This is a genomic window from Bacteroidales bacterium (assembly GCA_016707785.1).
In the GTDB taxonomy this organism is placed as follows: domain Bacteria; phylum Bacteroidota; class Bacteroidia; order Bacteroidales; family UBA4417; genus UBA4417.
On the sequence record JADJGZ010000002.1, the window covers coordinates 172,324 to 190,903 of the forward strand.

General features: G+C 40.3%; 14 protein-coding genes. 13 read left to right on the top strand and 1 reads right to left on the bottom strand.

Features of this window, described 5'->3' with window-relative positions:
• Window position 1 precedes the first annotated feature (1 nt).
• From kdpB to IPH84_02495, 13 genes are all read left to right on the top strand, one after another.
• Entirely contained in the window at window positions 2-2,080 is a 2,079-nt protein-coding gene (gene kdpB / locus IPH84_02435) for a potassium-transporting ATPase subunit KdpB (GenBank protein MBK7172098.1), read from the top strand.
• Between the two features lie 9 nt (window positions 2,081-2,089).
• Window positions 2,090-2,659, top strand: coding sequence for a potassium-transporting ATPase subunit KdpC (gene kdpC, locus IPH84_02440; GenBank protein ID MBK7172099.1), 570 nt, complete (start codon window positions 2,090-2,092; stop codon window positions 2,657-2,659).
• A complete protein-coding gene (locus IPH84_02445; protein ID MBK7172100.1) occupies window positions 2,659-5,334 on the top strand; it encodes a sensor histidine kinase KdpD in 2,676 nt (891 codons plus the stop codon). Before kdpC ends, IPH84_02445 begins: the two co-directional genes overlap by 1 nt.
• 9 nt (window positions 5,335-5,343) lie before the next feature.
• Entirely contained in the window at window positions 5,344-6,030 is a 687-nt protein-coding gene (locus IPH84_02450; GenBank protein ID MBK7172101.1) for a response regulator transcription factor, read from the top strand.
• A gap of 274 nt (window positions 6,031-6,304) precedes the next feature.
• Complete coding sequence (locus IPH84_02455; protein MBK7172102.1) at window positions 6,305-6,490, top strand: hypothetical protein; 186 nt, start codon at window positions 6,305-6,307, stop codon at window positions 6,488-6,490.
• A gap of 180 nt (window positions 6,491-6,670) precedes the next feature.
• The gene (locus IPH84_02460; protein ID MBK7172103.1) at window positions 6,671-8,524 is read left to right on the top strand and encodes a carboxylesterase family protein; all 1,854 of its coding nucleotides are present in this window, start codon (window positions 6,671-6,673) and stop codon (window positions 8,522-8,524) included.
• Window positions 8,525-8,601: 77 nt separating this feature from the next.
• Window positions 8,602-9,630, top strand: coding sequence for an aspartyl protease family protein (locus tag IPH84_02465; GenBank protein MBK7172104.1), 1,029 nt, complete (start codon window positions 8,602-8,604; stop codon window positions 9,628-9,630).
• On the top strand, window positions 9,627-11,069 hold the full coding sequence (locus tag IPH84_02470) for a glycogen-binding domain-containing protein (protein MBK7172105.1): 1,443 nt from the start codon (window positions 9,627-9,629) through the stop codon (window positions 11,067-11,069). The genes IPH84_02465 and IPH84_02470 overlap by 4 nt, the downstream gene beginning before the upstream one ends.
• Before the next feature lie 143 nt (window positions 11,070-11,212).
• The gene (locus IPH84_02475; protein MBK7172106.1) at window positions 11,213-11,734 is read left to right on the top strand and encodes a 4-vinyl reductase; all 522 of its coding nucleotides are present in this window, start codon (window positions 11,213-11,215) and stop codon (window positions 11,732-11,734) included.
• A complete protein-coding gene (locus IPH84_02480) occupies window positions 11,731-13,257 on the top strand; it encodes a PAS domain S-box protein (GenBank protein ID MBK7172107.1) in 1,527 nt (508 codons plus the stop codon). Before IPH84_02475 ends, IPH84_02480 begins: the two co-directional genes overlap by 4 nt.
• Window positions 13,258-13,314: 57 nt before the next feature.
• Complete coding sequence (locus IPH84_02485; protein MBK7172108.1) at window positions 13,315-15,612, top strand: GH92 family glycosyl hydrolase; 2,298 nt, start codon at window positions 13,315-13,317, stop codon at window positions 15,610-15,612.
• A 136-nt stretch (window positions 15,613-15,748) separates the two neighbouring features.
• The gene (locus IPH84_02490) at window positions 15,749-16,255 is read left to right on the top strand and encodes a glucosaminidase domain-containing protein (protein ID MBK7172109.1); all 507 of its coding nucleotides are present in this window, start codon (window positions 15,749-15,751) and stop codon (window positions 16,253-16,255) included.
• A 260-nt stretch (window positions 16,256-16,515) separates the two neighbouring features.
• Window positions 16,516-17,733, top strand: a complete 1,218-nt coding sequence (locus tag IPH84_02495; protein MBK7172110.1) for a DEAD/DEAH box helicase — start codon at window positions 16,516-16,518, stop codon at window positions 17,731-17,733.
• Between the two features lie 22 nt (window positions 17,734-17,755).
• Here IPH84_02495 and IPH84_02500 read toward each other — a convergent pair whose 3' ends face one another.
• Window positions 17,756-18,568, bottom strand: a complete 813-nt coding sequence (locus IPH84_02500) for a hypothetical protein (protein ID MBK7172111.1) — start codon at window positions 18,566-18,568, stop codon at window positions 17,756-17,758.
• Window positions 18,569-18,580: the final 12 nt, after the last annotated feature.

Sequence of the window (18,580 nt, forward strand, 5' to 3'; positions counted from 1 at the left end):
GATGAAAGAAAATAAAAATAATGTTTTTACCGGGAAGCTACTCCTGAATGCCACTAAGGATGCACTTATTAAACTAAACCCTTTTACCCTGATCAAAAACCCGGTTATTTTTATTGTTGAAGCCGGGGCAATCCTGACTACCATTTTAGTATTCCGGGAAATGGCTGAGGGGACTTACCAGGCATTTAACCTTCAGGTTGCAATATGGTTGTGGTTTACAGTCTTCTTTGCCAATTTCTCTGAAGCCATTGCTGAAGGACGAGGTAAAGCACAAGCAGAATCCCTGAGAAAAAACCAGATTGAAACGAAGGCAAATCGTTTGGTAAATGGAATTATTGAAGTAATCCAGGCTACAAAACTCAAAAAAGGAGATATTGTGGTTTGCGAAGCTGGTGATATAATTCCGGCTGATGGTGAAGTAACTGAAGGTGTTGCCAGCGTTGATGAATCAGCAATTACCGGCGAATCAGCGCCGGTAATCCGTGAGAGTGGTGGTGACAGAAGCGCAGTAACCGGCGGCACAAAAGTCATCAGCGACCGTATTATTATCAGGGTAACATCTGATCCCGGTGATTCATTCCTGGATCGAATGATTGCCCTGGTCGAAGGAGCAAGCAGGCAAAAAACTCCGAATGAAATCGCCCTGACAATTCTGCTTTCTGGTCTGACCATCATTTTTCTTCTTGCCATCGTTACTTTGCCCATGTATTTTCAATACAGCCTTGATGCTTCCGGTGATCCATCAGGAAAGAACCTGTCTTTGCCTATTTTAATCTCTTTATTGGTTTGCCTCATCCCTACGACCATTGGTGGGCTTTTAAGTGCCATCGGCATTAGTGGAATGGACCGCCTGTTGAAAAAAAATGTGATTGCAACGAGTGGCAAAGCCATTGAGGCTGCAGGTGATGTAGATGTATTGTTACTGGATAAAACCGGTACCATCACTCTGGGTAATCGAATGGCAACAGACTTTATTCCTGCTGAAGGAATAAGTATTGAAGAACTTGCCGATGCAGCTCAATTAGCCTCCCTGGCTGATGAAACACCCGAGGGACGGTCAATTGTAGTACTGGCAAAAGAAATGTTTAACCTGAGAGGGAGGGATATACATGATCAATTAATGGAATTTATTCCATTTGCCGCACAAACCCGAATGAGTGGTGTAGATATTAAAGATGAAAACGGGCAGGTTCGCTCCATTCGTAAGGGAGCAGCTGAAAGTATAAGAAAATTTGTAGAAGACAGGAATGGATATTTCCCTGAGAAATCAGGGGAAACTATTAATGATCTTTCAAAAAAAGGAGCAACACCTTTAGTTGTCGCTGAAAACAATAGAGTACTTGGTGTAATTCATCTGAAGGATATAGTAAAAGGTGGAATCCGACAGCGATTTGCTCAACTCCGTACAATGGGAATCAGAACTATTATGATCACAGGTGATAATCCATTGACGGCAGCAGCAATTGCCGCTGAAGCAGGGGTGGATGATTTTCTTGCAGAAGCACGGCCGGAAGATAAATTAACACGGATCCGATTGGAACAATCAAAAGGCCATCTGGTAGGAATGATTGGAGACGGAACAAATGATGCCCCTGCCCTGGCCCAGGCTGATGTCGGAATAGCTATGAATTCAGGGACACAAGCCGCACGGGAAGCAGGAAACATGGTTGATCTGGATAGTAATCCAACGAAACTTATTGAAGTAGTAGAAACAGGAAAACAACTCCTGATGACCCGCGGAGCCCTGACAACCTTCAGTATAGCAAATGATATTGCCAAGTATTTCGCAATTATTCCGGCTATTGCGGTAACCCTTTATGCTGGACGGACTGGCCAGGGACCTCTCTCTGCACTAAACATCATGCAATTGAATTCTCCTGAATCAGCCATCCTGAGTGCGGTAATATTCAATGCTTTAATTATCATCCTATTAATTCCACTTGCTATAAAAGGAGTAAAATACCGGGCTTTGCCGGCAAAATCAATTCTCACAAGAAACCTTTTTATCTATGGCCTGGGAGGTTTGTTAGCCCCATTTATCGGAATAAAAATGATTGACCTGATTATTAACCTGATTTAGTTTTCTGCCATGAAAAATCTAATAACAGCACTTAAGATACTAACCCTTTTCACAGTCCTGACGGGACTCATTTACCCCCTCTTTATTACTGCTGTAGCACAATGGATATTCCCGGGGAAAGCCAACGGCAGCCTTGTAAGCAGTCATGGCAAAGTAATCGGATCCCGGTTAATCGGACAGGCATTCAATGATTCCATTTACTTTCATTCCAGGCCATCAGCAACAAATTACGGCACCCTTCCTTCGGGTGCTTCCAACTTAAGCCCAACCAGTGTTCAACTTGCAAAACTCAGGGAAGAAAGAAAACAGGCATTTATTTCATTGAATCATTTAAAAGAAGAAACATCATTGCCCTCAGAAATGCTGTTTGCTTCAGCTAGCGGGCTTGATCCGCACATTTCAAAGGAATCGGCATTTTTACAAGCAGGAAGAATTACAAAAGCGCGTTCATTTGATCCGCAAAAGACTGAGCAACTATTGAAATTAATCGATTCACTGGTGGAAGGTCCACAATTTATCCTGTCAGATTCGGAAAGGATCAATGTATTAATATTAAATTTAGAACTTGATAAACTCTGATGATTGTGCCCGAAGGAATGAGACCGGACCCTGATGAACTTCTTGCTTCCATCAGGCTTGAAGAAGAGCGAAGCAAGAGAGGGAAATTAAAAGTATTTTTCGGTATGTGTGCCGGGGCAGGTAAGACCTATTCCATGCTTAAAGCAGCACAGGTGGAAAAATCCAAAGGAACAGATATTATCATCGGGTATATTGAAACACATCAACGAAAGGAAACCTCTGATCTCACGCTTGGTTTAGAAGAGATACCCCGGCTCCGGGTTGAATACAAGGGAACCACGTTACCTGAACCAGATATTGATGCCATCATTAAAAGAAATCCGAGGATTGTTCTTCTGGATGAACTGGCTCATACCAATGCCCCTGGCAGCCGTCATTTGAAACGTTACATGGATGTACTGGACATCCTTGATAATGGGATTGATGTCTATACTACTCTAAACGTCCAGCATCTTGAAAGCCGCTCTGATACTGTCGCTCAGATCACAGGAATCATTGTAAGGGAAACCATTCCGGATGAAATATTAGAGAATGCAGATGATATTGAACTGGTTGATTTAACACCTGATGAAATTCTTCAACGTCTGCACGAAGGGAAAGTATATGCTCCTGAACAATCCCGTGAAGCCATCCGTAATTTCTTTAGAAAAGGAAATATTACTGCTTTAAGGGAGATGGCGCTCAGAATCGTGGCTGATCGTGTCGATCTTCAATTAAGGCAATATATGCAGCAAAAACGAATTTCCGGTCCCTGGAAATCGGGCCTTCGTCTGCTTGCAATTGTTGATCATACCAGTCAATCGGCCAACTTACTCCGATGGGCAAAGAATCTATCTACTACTATGGGGGCAAGTCTCCTGGCATTATATGTACAACCTGCCCATAAACTATCAAAAGATCAACAGGACAAATTATCAAGGAATATCACCCTGGCCAAGCAATTGACGGCAGAAATAGTAACCACTTCCGGGTTAGACTATGTAAAAGCAGTGCTCAATATAGCACGTAAAGAAAATATCTCGCATATCATTATTGCAAAACCTCGCAGGACAAATATATTATCCATGTTCCGACTGGGTAATTATGTGAACCAGTTGATACAACATAGCGGAAATATTGATGTGTATGTAATGGGATCAAACATTTCGAATGATCAGAAACATCATAATTACAGCTCTTTACCTTCATTCTCCTCCGGAGTTGCCCAATACCTGCTTTCAGGGATCATAACCATTTCAACGGCCCTGGTTTTTTATCCATTTAAGGAGTTTATTGGTTACCAGGTAGTTTCATTTGCTATGCTCTTCATGATCTCTGCACTGGCTATCTTCTATGGAATTGGTCCCATTCTGCTTTCAGCATTTTTTTGTGCAGTCCTATGGAACTATTTATTTATTCCACCGGAATTTACATTACATATCAGTAAAGCCGAGGATGTTCTGATGCTTGGAATGTTTTTTATCATAGCCTTACTGAATGGCGTTCTCACAACCCGGGTGCGCAAACAGGAGCGTCTTAGCAGGGAAAGGGAAGAAAGAACCAATGCATTATATCGATTAACAAAGGAGCTATCCTTAGCTTCGGGGATTGAGGAGGTTCTCAAAGTTTCTATTGACGGCATCAGGAAAGCATTCAAAATGGAAAGTGCTATCCTCTTACCCGGGACAAACAATGACCTCAAAAAAGAAGTTACTCATGAAACGAGTCTTCAACTTAACGACTCCGACTGGAGTATTGCTTCTTGGGTATTTTTCCATTCAGGAAAGGCTGGAAAATATACCGATACTCTACCCTCCTCTCCATATACCTTTTATGCTCTGAAAGGCAATAAACTAAGACCCGGGGTAATCGCACTAAAACTGGAACGAGCCTTGACCGGGGATGAAGATTTATTCTGGATGGCTTACAAGACACAGGTTTCCAATGCACTTGAACGAGAATTTCTCAATGAACTTGCCCGCAAAGCCTCTATCCTGAATGAATCAGAAAAACTCTACAAAACACTGTTTAATTCAATATCCCATGAATTACGGATTCCGGTGGCAACCATTATGGGTGCATCCGATACTTTACTATCCCTGGATCTTGATAAAAAATCATATCAACAACTTTGTACTGAGATATTTACAGCTTCTGAACGGCTGAACCGATTGATCGAAAATCTACTGAATATGTCGCGTTTGGAATCAGATCGAATCAAAGCACATTCTGACTGGCACGATGTTACCGACCTGGCAAATAAGGTCGTAAAATCACTGCATAATGAATTACTCAATTTTAATACAGAGATCATCATTCCTACCAATATGCCCCTGGTAAAAATTGATTTCGGATTAATGGAGCAGGTATTATATAACCTTTTAATCAATGCAACTCAATACGCACCGGTTAAAACAACGATCAGGATTAAAATGCATTACGATTCCGGATTCTTCTACCTCGAAGTGATGGATCGGGGACCAGGATTTCCGAAAGATGCCATACCCTATGTGTTTAATAAATTCTACAGGGCTGAAGGTACTATCCCCGGTGGTACCGGACTGGGTTTATCCATCGTAAAAGGATTTGTTGAAGCAATGGATGGTACTGTCAAAGTTGAAAACAGAGCAAATGGCGGAGCCAGGATCACTGTTAAAATTCCTACTGATACACCTAACCTGGGATTTATTGAATAATTTTGAGTGATGAACCATGAAAATACGATATTGGTTATTGATGATGAAATCCAAATCAGGAGACTTTTAGATATTACTCTTTCTGCAAACCACTATAATATTATTGTAGCCACTAATGGAAAAGAAGGGATGGTTGCAGCAGCCACCTATAATCCATCCTTGATCTTACTCGACCTGGGGCTTCCCGATGAAGATGGCCAATCTGTGCTTATAAGGCTTAAAGAATGGTTTAAGAACCCAATTATTATTCTCTCAGTAAGAAACTCAGAAGCAGATATTGTTCAGGCATTAGATAATGGAGCCATTGACTATTTGTCCAAACCGTTTCGAACCGGAGAATTGCTTGCCCGGATACGTTCCGCCTTCCGGATGTTAAATGATCATGAGGATTCAGGTGCAATACTCACAATTAGGGATCTGAATTTTGATATGAATGCACATATCATCAAAAAAAATAATGAAATTCTGAAGCTAACTTCTACTGAATACGCTTTGCTAACCCTGTTGGCGAAAAATTCCGGAAAAGTTTTGACACATCAGTTTATCCTTAAAGAAGTCTGGGGATATGGTTACCTTGAGCAAACCCAATATCTGCGTGTTTATATCGCGCAATTAAGGAAAAAAATTGAAGATAACCCTTCTCAGCCCATATACATCATTACTGAATCAGGGATAGGATACAGATTTCAGGAGTAATTATTCGGTATAATTATTAATTCCAGCTTAAGAAAACCTCACTCCTAGTTCTAAAAGAGGCTATATATTTATAAGATGTTTGCAAATGCTGCCTTTTTATGAGTAAATTTGCAGTAATTCTAACTCCGGTTTTCATCCCTCTCATTAACCGGTGTTCTGTCTTCCTTATTTCCAGGTAATCGATATTTTGCTACAATTAATGGCTTTCCCTTTTATCCTTGGCAAATATTGTATTTCTATCATTTACTCTAACCCACTACTGAAATAAATAATCATGTCAACCTCTGAATATGCATTCCCGAAAATACAGGTAACCCTTACCAATAATAAAACCTTATTGGCTTCTTCAATTATGTTCCCCCAGCGAGGAAGATCTGAAATTTTTCTTAAGGAATATGATAATGAAAAATGGCTTCCTGTTGATATCTATCTCATTGACAAAATTGAATTCTCTCATTGATTCTCCTCTGAGATTGATATTTCTTTAAAGAATACCCGCATTTACCTGCAGGCTTAAATTTTTTTGCTCCATTTCAAGGCAGGTAATCAATGTAAATTTTGTTAAAGGTTCACTACTTATTACTTTTGAGAAGTAATCCTCTCATGAGAATAAGTGTATTGTATATCATATGCTGAACCTATGAAATCCCTGGAAGTACGATTTGCCAGTATTACAGTATTGATGCTGCTCCTTAACTATGCCGTCACTTTCAGTCAGGAGGCAATAGTGATGACTTCCTTCGGTGCAGTAAAAGGTAATTTATTTAGTAATGGTTATGAATTCCTGGGAATTCCCTTCGCAAGTCCCCCGGTTGGTGAAGCAAGATGGAAGCCCCCGATAAACCCGGAAACCTGGAATTCCCCGCTATTAACTCAATCCTTTAAACCTGCCTGTCCTCAAAAACTGTACGAGCAGGGTGATACTACCTATACATTACTGGGTGATGAAGATTGCCTTTACCTGAACATCTGGACACCTGATACTATTATTGCTGACCATGCTGTAATGGTCTTTATTCATGGAGGTGGCAATCAACAAGGGTCTGCCGGACAATTAAGCATGGGAACTGTGTTATATGATGGGAAAAACCTTGCTGCACGCGGAAATGTGGTGGTGGTCACCCTCCAGTACAGGCTTGGTGCATTAGGTTACCTGGTGCATCCCGGACTTGAGACCGAAAATGCGGAAAATACATCAGGGAATTATGGAGTAATGGATCAAATACTCGCCTTACAATGGATTAAATCCAATATTTCAGCTTTTGGCGGGGATACTTCAAAAATTATGATTTTCGGAGAAAGTGCCGGAGGTCTGAATACCGGTAACCTTTTAACAACCCCAATCGCTGCCGGACTGTTTCAAAGGGCTTGCATTCAGTCAGCCATTCCTTCATTGGGTAATTATGATGATGCCCGAAATGTAGGAATCGATTTTGTCGATCAATTTACAAACCAGGGAAATGATTCAGTAAAAATAGCTTTTATGAGGTCATTATCTGCTGATAGTATTTCTATCAGGATGGAGAATCCTGTGCCCGGGGGCATCGTGCAACCAAAATGGAAACCTGTGGTAGATGATCAGATTTTTTTTGATGATCCGGAAACAATCTTCCAAAGTTCAGATTATAACCAGGTTCCTTTAATGATAGGTTCAAATGCAGATGAAATGAGTGCTTCCGCTCCACTTATCGTATATCCATTAATGGTAACTGCACTGATCAATAGTATCTTCCCCCCCGATTTACAAGCCCAGGCCCTGGCTTTGTACCCTCCCGGAAACAACACTACAGAAGCCCGGGAATCCTATGTTCAGCTTTTGACAGATTCACAATTTACAGCCACAACCCGAAGAACAGCCCGTTGCGTTAGCCTGAATCAATCAGCCAATGTTTACAGGTATTTATTTTCACATCAACAGTCCGGACCCCTTGAAATTTATGGATCCTACCACGGACTCGAATTATTCTATGTTTTCAATAATTATGAAAATACCAATTATGCCATTGGACCCTGGTTTACCGATCAGGACGACAGCATCCAGAAAATCATGCTCTCATATTGGGTTCAATTTGCGACCACCGGTGATCCCAATAATGCTCAAGCAGAAATATGGCCGGTATATCAATCTTCAGAAGATTGCTATCTTGAAATTAAAGCAAATCCTGATGGAACACAATGCGGATTGCGGACTGGACAAAGTGATCTTTGGGATGAAGTTATCGGATACGAAAATTGTAGTAGCAGCCTGGGGTTGTTTATGGAAGAGCCCAAAGAGTTCCTGCTTTTTCCAAACCCGGCTAACCATACAATATTTATTCAGCTTCCGGAGGATATTACTCCGGAATATGTTTCAATCAGAGATATCAATGGTCGGATCCTTAAGGAATATAGGAATTGTAAGTCGATGGAAGTTGTAAGTCTGAAGCCGGGAATGTACTTCGTCACAGTTCATGCAGGGGAAATTTTAATAACCTCCAAATTCATTAAAAATTAATGACAGAAAAAGTAGCACCATGTGTACGGATTTCATTCATTTCAGATCATATTGTACCTTAGCCTAAATATCAGATGATGAAACCAATTGCCATCAGATTTTTTGTTGTCATTATTATTGCTTTGATAAGCAGTGGGCTCTTTTCGGGTATATTACCTCAAATTGTTCTGGCGGAAAATGAGGGCATCCCCGGTCAGTCAGAAGGATTGAATTCCAATAATAAAACAATCTCTGCCGGTGATCCTGAACCTTTGGGAGATTTCACTTCACTCTCGATTCCTCTCAAACGCGCCGGACGATTATTACTGATTGAAGCCGACATTGATGGGGTGCAGGGAAACCTGGTCTTTGATACTGGTGCCACCGGAATGGTGTTAAACAAAACTTATTTCAGGAAACACTCTTTATTGGGTAGCACCACCTCCAATGGAATTACCGGCTCAACAGGTGAAGTTGAACAAGCTTTAATTGAAAAAATTGTAATCTCAGAGCTATCCTTTGAAAAAACAAGAGTAGATATCGCAGATCTTGGACATCTTGAAAACCAAAGAAATATTAAAATAATCGGCTTGTTTGGATATAAGATGATTAAATCTTTTGAAGTCGTTATTGATGTTTCTTTAAATGAACTTCAGCTACATAAAATTGACAAAAAAGGGGATAGAATTCAGAAACCCGACATTGAACTACCTTTTGATTATGTTCAAAAAATCGATCCATGGCGCCCGGTATTAATTTTGAAAGGCAAAATAGCCGGGAAATCCCTGAACTTCTGTTTCGACACAGGCGCAGAAACCAATGCCATCAATAGTCATTCATCAAAAAATGTTTTAAGTACCGTAAGCATACTACGGCGTTCAAATCTACGTGGCGTCGGACAAGCCTCCAATGAAGTCCTGTATGGGATCATGAATGATTTTTGCCTTGACAATAAGGTTATGAAGAATATGGAGACGATCATCGTTAATCTTGATGCCCTCTGCGAAGTTTATGAATTGCGTATTGACGGGATGCTGGGATTTAGCTTCCTGGAAAAAGGCGTTATTACTATTAACCTGGCGAAAAAACAGTTTGGGATGAGTTTTTTCAAACCTAAAGAATTATGAAAACTAAAACCATATACTTATTTCTTTTACTGCTGGTATTGTTGAATACCACGTTAAAGGCACAATTTGATCCATCAAAAATATGCCGGCTGGAGGATAACAGGCTAATTTTTCAGTTGAACAGTGATTGGACAGATGCCCAAAAGAAAGAAGTCTTGCAGCTATTCGACCTCGACAGTGTACTCTTTGTGAAAGCATTTGAAGGAGTACCCATTATTTCTGTGGATAGTATTACCTGGCAGATTTCAATAATAACTTCAAAGATCGTAGAAGCTTCCAAAATGCTTTCTCCACCCCCCGTGCCGATAACAAATATGAACGATGTTTTTCATGTCGGTATTCAATGGCCTTCAAAATGGAATGAAGTTGAAAACGACGTTGAAGCTTATGGAGTCAATGCTTTTACAAAGAATAATGCTTTCCGTTTTTCAGATCAGCATGCAGTGTTCTTCCTTCCCGGATTCACTGAAAATAAGAAAGTGTTCATCAGTGGCAGTTTTAATAACTGGAGTACGATGCAATCACCAATGATAAAAACGGATTCAGGCTGGATTTTTAAAATATGGCTAAAGCCAGGTAAATACACTTATAAGTATATCATAGATGGTAAATGGAAACAGGACCCTAACAACCGCCTGAAGGAAGATGACACCCAGGGAGGATATAATTCCATTGTTTTTGTTTACAATCATCTTTTTCGGCTCACAGGTTATAATAATGCAAGGAAAGTAATTCTTAGTGGCAGCTTCAATAATTGGAAAGAAAATGAATTGCAAATGAAACCTGTAGCTGAGGGATGGGAGCTACCGCTTTTCCTGAGAGAAGGAACTTATACTTATAAGTTTATTGTTGACAAGACGTGGATAAATGATCCGGATAATCCACATATTCGGCCTGATGGAAAAGGAAACCTCAACTCTTGTATGGCTATTGGTGACACAATGATATTTTATCTGAATGGGTTTCTCCAGGCTAAAGAGGTAAAGCTTGCAGGTAGTTTCAACAACTGGAATCCGGGAGAATTACTGATGTTCAGGGATAGTACCGGGTGGAATTTACCCTATGTACTCGCAAAAGGAAATTATGAATATAAATTCATTGTTGATGGTAATTGGATTCAGGATCCTGCCAATCCATTTGTTGGAGGATATAACCAGGATGGAAACTCCATATTTAGTTTTAAGCCAAACTATGTTTTTCAGTTGGACTCATTCCCTGATGCTAAAAAGGTAGTTGTTGCCGGGAGCTTCAATAACTGGAATCCTGACAATTACAGAATGATCAGGAAAGAGGGTAAATGGATATTTCCTTTGTACCTTAAACCTGGAAAACATACTTATAAATTTATTGTCGACGGACAATGGATCCTGGACCCATTCAATGAATTATGGGAAGAAAACGAGTATAATACCCATAATTCTTTATTATGGATTGAATGAAAATATTTCCGTTTATAGATATGTCCATTTCAATAAATATGGATTAATATATATTGACCTGTGAATACTGCTTTTTGTGATCAGTGACATATCAAAAAGAACCATTCATGCGTTTCTTGTAATACTCCTAAAACTAAAAAACCATGATAACCACAACTGATTATATCTTCAAATGGAAAGACCTTGGTGATATCGATGAAGGCCGCCCAAATCTCGGGAGTCTTACTTATGTAACCACCTATCGGATGATGCAATACAGTTTACGAAGTGTAATGAATAATAGCCTGGGCGCAGATGTTGCCAGTCAGTTATTCTTTGATGCCGGGAAATTGGCAGGTTCCGAGTTTTGTTTGAATGTTCTTAACAGGAACCTTGATTTTTATAGTTTCATCTCCCATTTACAGTCTTGCCTGCAGGAATTGAAAATGGGTATCCTCCGCGTTGAAAAAACAGATTTGGAAAAAATGAACTTCACTATTGTGGTTGCAGAAGACCTGGATTGTTCAGGTTTACCCATTACCGAGGAAACGGTTTGTGATTTTGATGAAGGATTTTTATCAGGCATTTTCCAGGTCTATTCCAGCAAAGAATTCGATGTCACCGAAACAGATTGTTGGTCGAAGGGTGACCGCGTATGCCGATTTGAGGTATCTTTACGTCAATGACAGAAGCCGATTTCCTCAAACAACTCAATCAATCCATTCTAGATCTGTTGACCGGAGATTATCGGGTCAAACAAAAAGGATTTCCGGAGAATTTATCAGATAAAACGCATGATGCTGAACTAAGGAAGCTAAACCAGAGCATTAATAGTCTTATTGAGAAATTCCATGATGCAGATTCATTCATCCTGAACCTATCGAAAGGAAATCTTGATACAGAAGTCCCGAAATCCAATCAACTAATTTCTCCATTTAAGGAATTACAATCTAATCTTCGCCACCTGGTATGGCAAACACATCGCATTGCCGAAGGGGACTATAATCAACGAATTGATTTCCTGGGTGATTTTTCAAAATCCTACAATTACCTGATCTTATCATTAAGGGAAAAGCAGGTTCTTGAAAGGGAATTGGCACTGAATGAAGAGAAATACCGGATGCTGGCACAAAATGTGTCCGATGTAATATGGAAATTCAATTTTCTGAATCAGCATTTTGAATATGTCAGCCCTTCTGTAATTAAATTACTGGGCTATAGTGTTGAAGAGGCCACTCAGTTAAGTTTTGATTCCATATTCACTTCCGAATCATACCTTGAGTTTATTTCAGTGCTGCACAGGAAAATCTTAGACCTGGAATCTGGAGATGAATCCGCTCAAACTTTTACCATCGAATTACAGGAAAATTGTAAGAATGGCCATGTCATATGGGTTGAATCAGTAATCAGCTTATTATTGGATGGCCAATCAAAAGTATGTGAATTACTGGGTGTTTCAAGAAATATCGAGAAAAGAAAAGAAGCAGAAAAAGTACTCAAAAATTATGCACGGGAACTCAAGGAATCCAATGCTACGAAAGACAAGTTTTTCTCCATTATTGCCCATGATCTTCGAAATCCCTTCAATGCCCTTCTTAATCTCACCGAATTTGTTGTGGAGTACATTGAAAACGATGAAAAAGCACGCGCAATAGCAATGGCTAACTTGCTAAGGGATAGTGCGCAAAATACATACAACCTGCTGCAAAACCTGCTTGAGTGGTCATCCATGCAGCAGGGTGGTGTCAAATGTAATCCTACTAATGAATTACTACTCCCATTGTTAAAGGATGAAATCAGTACGCTTGAAAATATCGCCCTTCAGAAAAAAGTATCCGTCGATGTCTTATTTCAGGATTCACTGATCGTTAAAGCAGATCGGTTTATGCTCAAGACTATTCTCAGGAACCTCATTAATAACGCATTGAAATACTCATTCGAAGGAGGAAAAATTACCATTGATGCAACCGGTTCCATAACTGAATGTATTATAACCATCAGTGACAGCGGAATAGGGATGACCCAGGATGAAATAGAAAACCTGTTCAAATTGCAAACTTCAACATCCAAACCCGGCACAAAACAGGAAAAAGGATCCGGACTCGGTTTGCTTCTTTGCAGTGAATTTATTTCCATGCACCAGGGTAAAATATGGGTTGAAAGTACACCGGGCTCAGGCAGCAGATTTCATCTACTTTTTCCCTATTAATTTCCTCTTCCATTTCGTTTTTAGTCTAGTTTTGTCATTTCCGTAAATAATCGAGAAATGAGAAAAAGTGTCACATTACTGGTCCGGTCAATGTCTCTAACTGTTATCCTGGTGGCCTGCATGGCTCCAATAGTGATGGGCCAGAAAAAAATTGCCAATTCCTTATACGTGCGACCACTTATTGGTACTCATGGTGAGGGCAATACCTACCCGGGAGCCGTGGCACCTTTTGGAATGATCCAGATTTCTCCGGATACAGAAGATGACCTTTGGGAAACAGCATCAGGTTATGAATATGCCGATAGCTCTATCATTGCCTTTAGCCTCACTCATTTCAGCGGTACCGGTATTCCGGATTTAGGAGATATCCGGTTTATACCACAATTGGGTAAACCCTGGCTTGTACAAGGCCCTAAATCAAATCCGGATTCAGGCTATCGCTCAAGGTTTTCACATTCTGATGAAATGGCTGGCGCGGGATATTATTCTGTGTGGCTCCGGGATCAAAAGATCCGCGTTGAATGTACTGCCGGCGAAAGAGCAGGTATACTGCGTTTCACCTTCCCAAAATCAGATAGTTCATCGATCCTGGTCGATTTGAGTAAAAATCTCCGCTGGAATGTAATCTGGTCGAATATACGCGTACTAAATGATTCAACCATCACCGGGTATCATATGGTGAATGGCTGGGCAAAAGAACGGTATGTTTTCTTCACAGCTACCTTCTCCCGTCCTTTCGATTCCTGCAATATCATGAGCGATGGCAAGAGAGTTTATTATAATGGATACCGGTTCAGGAGTTCATCAGAATGCTCAGGTAAAAACCTGCAATTCCTTGCTCATTACAGAACAGGGACAGATGAAAAAATATCCGTCAAAGTCGCAGTATCAGCCGTGAGTACACAAAATGCCATCGATAATCTTACGAATGAAATTCCAAACTGGAGTTTCGACCAGGTTCTGGCATCTACCCTTTCAAAATGGGATAAAGAATTGGATAAAATTACTATCGAAGGAACCCAGGAAGAAAAGGAAACTTTTTATACGGCATTATACCATGCATTCCTCACTCCTATTCTATACCAGGATAAAAATGGGCAATACCGGGGTTTTGATAATAATATCCATAAAAGTAAGGATTTTACGAATCATGCCATATTCTCCCTTTGGGATACCTATAGGGCCACCCATCCCCTGTTCTGCCTGGTGCAACCTGAGAGAAATGCGAATATGATCCAATCGATGCTGGCACATTATGACCAAAGTGTGGATCACCTCCTTCCTGTCTGGTCGCTTTGCAGCAATGAAACATGGTGCATGATTGGCTATCATTCGGTGCCGGTTATTGTTGATGCCTATTTGAAAGGTGTAAAAGGATTCGATGCTGAAAGGGCCTATGAAGCCATCAAAACAACCGCCATGAATCCTGATTATGACAATGTGGCAACCTATGCCAAACTGGGCTGGGTTCCTTTCAACAGGGAAAATGAATCTGTTTCAAAAACTTTGGAATATGCTCATGACGATTTTTGTATTGCTCAAATGGCAAAATCGCTGGGAAAAGAAGAGGATTATCAATACTTCCTTAAAAGAGCGATGGCCTATAAAAACCTTTTCGACAGCAGGATAATGCTGATGAGGGGCCGCGATGATGAAGGAAACTGGAGAACCCCTTTCAATTCCCATGAATATGTGCAGGGTGGTGATTTTACTGAAGGCACCAGCTGGCAGTATAGCTGGTATGTACCCCATGATATTTCAGGATTAATCAACCTTTTCGGTGGGAATAAACCATTTCTTCAAAAGCTGGATTCTCTGTTTACATTTACCGATAATTCGAGTGAAAATGTGGACGATATCCAGGGTCGTTTAGGGGAATACTGGCATGGGAATGAACCCAGCCATCATATCATCTACCTCTATGATTTTGCCGGAGAACCATGGAAAACACAGGAACTGGTACATAAAATCATCAGGACACAATATGGTAACAAACCTCATTCATTAACCGGGAATGATGATTGCGGTCAGATGTCAGCCTGGTACCTTTTTAATGTCATGGGATTTTATCCTGTTTGCCCGGGGACTAATTATTATGCTATCGGAAGCCCGGTGATCAGTAAGGCCAGTATAACCCTGGCCGGTGACAAAAAATTCAATATGAGAGCCGAAAATCTGTCAGAAACGAATGTTTATATCCAGAAAGTATTACTGAATGGAAAAAACTGGAATAAACCCTATTTTATGTATGATGATATTAAAAATGGTGGTGAAATCATTTTTTATATGGGCCCTAAACCCAATAAGAAATGGGGCAAAACAATCGACTTCCGGGAATTGAATTCTATCCCCTAGATTACTACTGAAAACTTTGTTGAACATTCTTTGTTAATTGGATACATAAATTCCAATTGATGATGCTTTCGTTATTCCGATCGCATATAATTGATAATTCCCGCCCTATTTATTAATCCTATTTACATACAAGCCTATGAAACCTTCTGAATTTGTTGCTGCTTATGGTCCGTTTGCAAAACAGACCCAGGAAAAAACAGGAATCAGTGCTATTGCCATCCTGGCTCAGGCTGCCCTTGAAAGTGGATGGGGAAAATCAGCCCCGGGTAATATGTTTTTCGGTGTGAAAGACACTGACGGGGTGAATGGAAATGAGCAGTTATTGGTTACCACTGAATATAGCAGAAAATCAGATCTTAAATTTCCTGAAATTATCAGTATTGAACCAGTTATCCGGAATGGACAGAAATATTTTAAGTATAGGGTGAAAGATTATTTCAGAAAATATGAAACTCCGGAAGAATGTTTTACCGACCATACTAAGTTCTTTTTCCAGAATAGCCGGTATGCTGCAGCCTTAGAAGTAAGATCAGACCCATATCAGTTTATCGATGAAATTGCCCGTGCAGGCTATGCTACTGCTCCTGATTATGCGCCTTTGCTTAAGTCAGTGGCAAAAATGATTGAGAAATTGCTGGTTTAATTTGACTACCTTTGCAAAATTAATCATTGCTATCTTTTCTTCTTGTCTCAAATCCTGCCCTATCCTGCATGACTTTAGCCCTGGATGAATCATCTGCAGGTTGACAAATAATATGTAACTTTCTGCCGGTAACTGAATCAAATCAGTTTTGCTTTGCAAACTGTCAAAATTCAGTATAATTTGTAACCAGAATCCGGAATAATCACAAATAAATAAACAATACTTTGAATTTTAATGAATTTCTCTTCGATAACCGCCTGATGGAGGGTGTCGAAGCTATTGGGTATGAAACCCCTACACCTATACAGGAACAAGCCATTCCGGTTATCCTGGAAGGCCGTGATATGGTAGCATGTGCCCAGACAGGAACCGGTAAAACAGCTTCCTTCCTGCTTCCTATCATCCATCGCATCATTACTACAAAACATGATGAACATATCAAATGTCTCATCGTAGTACCAACCCGTGAGCTGGCCACACAAATTGACCAGCATCTCCAGGGACTAGCCTATTTTACCCCGGTAAGTTCAATCCCGGTTTATGGGGGAACTGATGGAGCAACCTACTCAAATGAGCAAAAAGCCTTGAAAGATGGTGCAGATATAGTAATCTGTACTCCCGGAAGAATGCTGTCGCATCTGAATATGGGATATGTTCAGATCACTGGTTTATCATACCTGGTGCTTGATGAAGCTGACAGGATGTTGGATATGGGCTTTTTTGATGATATCATGAAAATCATATCCTTTCTGCCCAAAGAAAGACAAAACCTGCTTTTTTCTGCCACAATGCCTTCCGGTATCCGAAACCTGGCCAGGCATATTTTGCAAAACCCTTTTGAAATCAATATCGCTACTTCTAAACCAGCTGAAAGAGTAAAACAGGAAGCTTATGTAGTTTATGATATGCAGAAAATACCACTCGTACAGCATATCCTCAAAGAAAAAGATTTCAGAAGTATACTCGTATTCTGCTCTACCAAAGAGAAAGCTAAATTATTAACCCATGAGTTGAAGAAGCTTCATTTTTCTGCCGACCAGATTCATTCAGATATAGATCAATCGAGCAGGGAAAATGTGTTAAACCGCTTTAAAAGCAGGGAATTAAATATTCTCATTGCAACAGATATTCTTTCCCGCGGAATCGATATTGAAGATATTGACCTGGTAATCAATTTTGATGTTCCGGTTGATGCTGAAGACTATATTCACAGGGTGGGCCGTACCGCAAGAGCAGCATCCGAAGGTGAAGCGATCACTTTAATCAATGAGAGGGACCAGCAACGGTTCAAAGCTATTGAAGACCTGATAGAAAAACATATAGATAAAAACTTATTGCCGGAATTCCTGGGGGCTTCACCACTTTACAATCCTCTGGCCAAAAATCAAAGGAATAATAAAAAGAGAAATTTCGGCAGGAAGAAAAGCAGTCAGGGCAAAGAAAATTCAGGCAACAGGAATCAAGCCAGGAATCGGTAATTTACCGGTGAACCAGAGATTGTTATTCCAGGAAAGATAGGCCTGCTGATTTGATTACCAGGTAAAATGTATTTTCCGGAACAAATCCTTCAGGCATATGTGTATTCTCCTCGGGAGTGATTTCAAGGATACTGAAATCACTGCTTTCTGCTACCAGGAAAGCATTAAATTTCTTTATCTCATCTCTCGACTCAAGCCTGCCTGTTAATGTATTGATAGATTTCGGGAAACTGGCTTCCCTGCAGTTCGCATTGATATAATCAAACCCTTCTTCTCCTACCTGGTTCTTGATATCCTTTATTTCACTCTCCTGGAATTTGTAGTTTGACAGAATTTGCCCGGGATCATCAATAGATACCTGTGGAAAAATATCCTCAAGAAGTTCCTCTGCATTTGAAGTCACTGTTTCATCACCTGCGCCCGGATTTCCAATCCCCGAATTTCCAATAACGAAATAGAAAGAACGATCTGAAATCATTTCAGCCGGCATATGTTTATTATTGGCCGGATTAATTTCTATAACACTTTTTTCACCCAAAGTAGCCACAATATTCACATGGTACAGCATAATCTGATCCCTCTTTTGCGTGCGAGAGTCCAGGGTGGCAATACCTGATGGCCACTGGGATTCATGACTGGCACCTTTAATAATGGTAAACTTTTCCTGGCCCAGTGCTTTCACTAAGGTTTCCTGGTCTGATGCTGTAAAGATATACGATGAATACAACTCACCCGGATCTGTAATACTGATCGCTTTTGTATCCTGACCTTTCAATTGAACCAATAAGCCGGTCAGAAGTAATGTGACAAAAAAAGTTATCCTGTATGTTTTCATCCTGTTTTGATT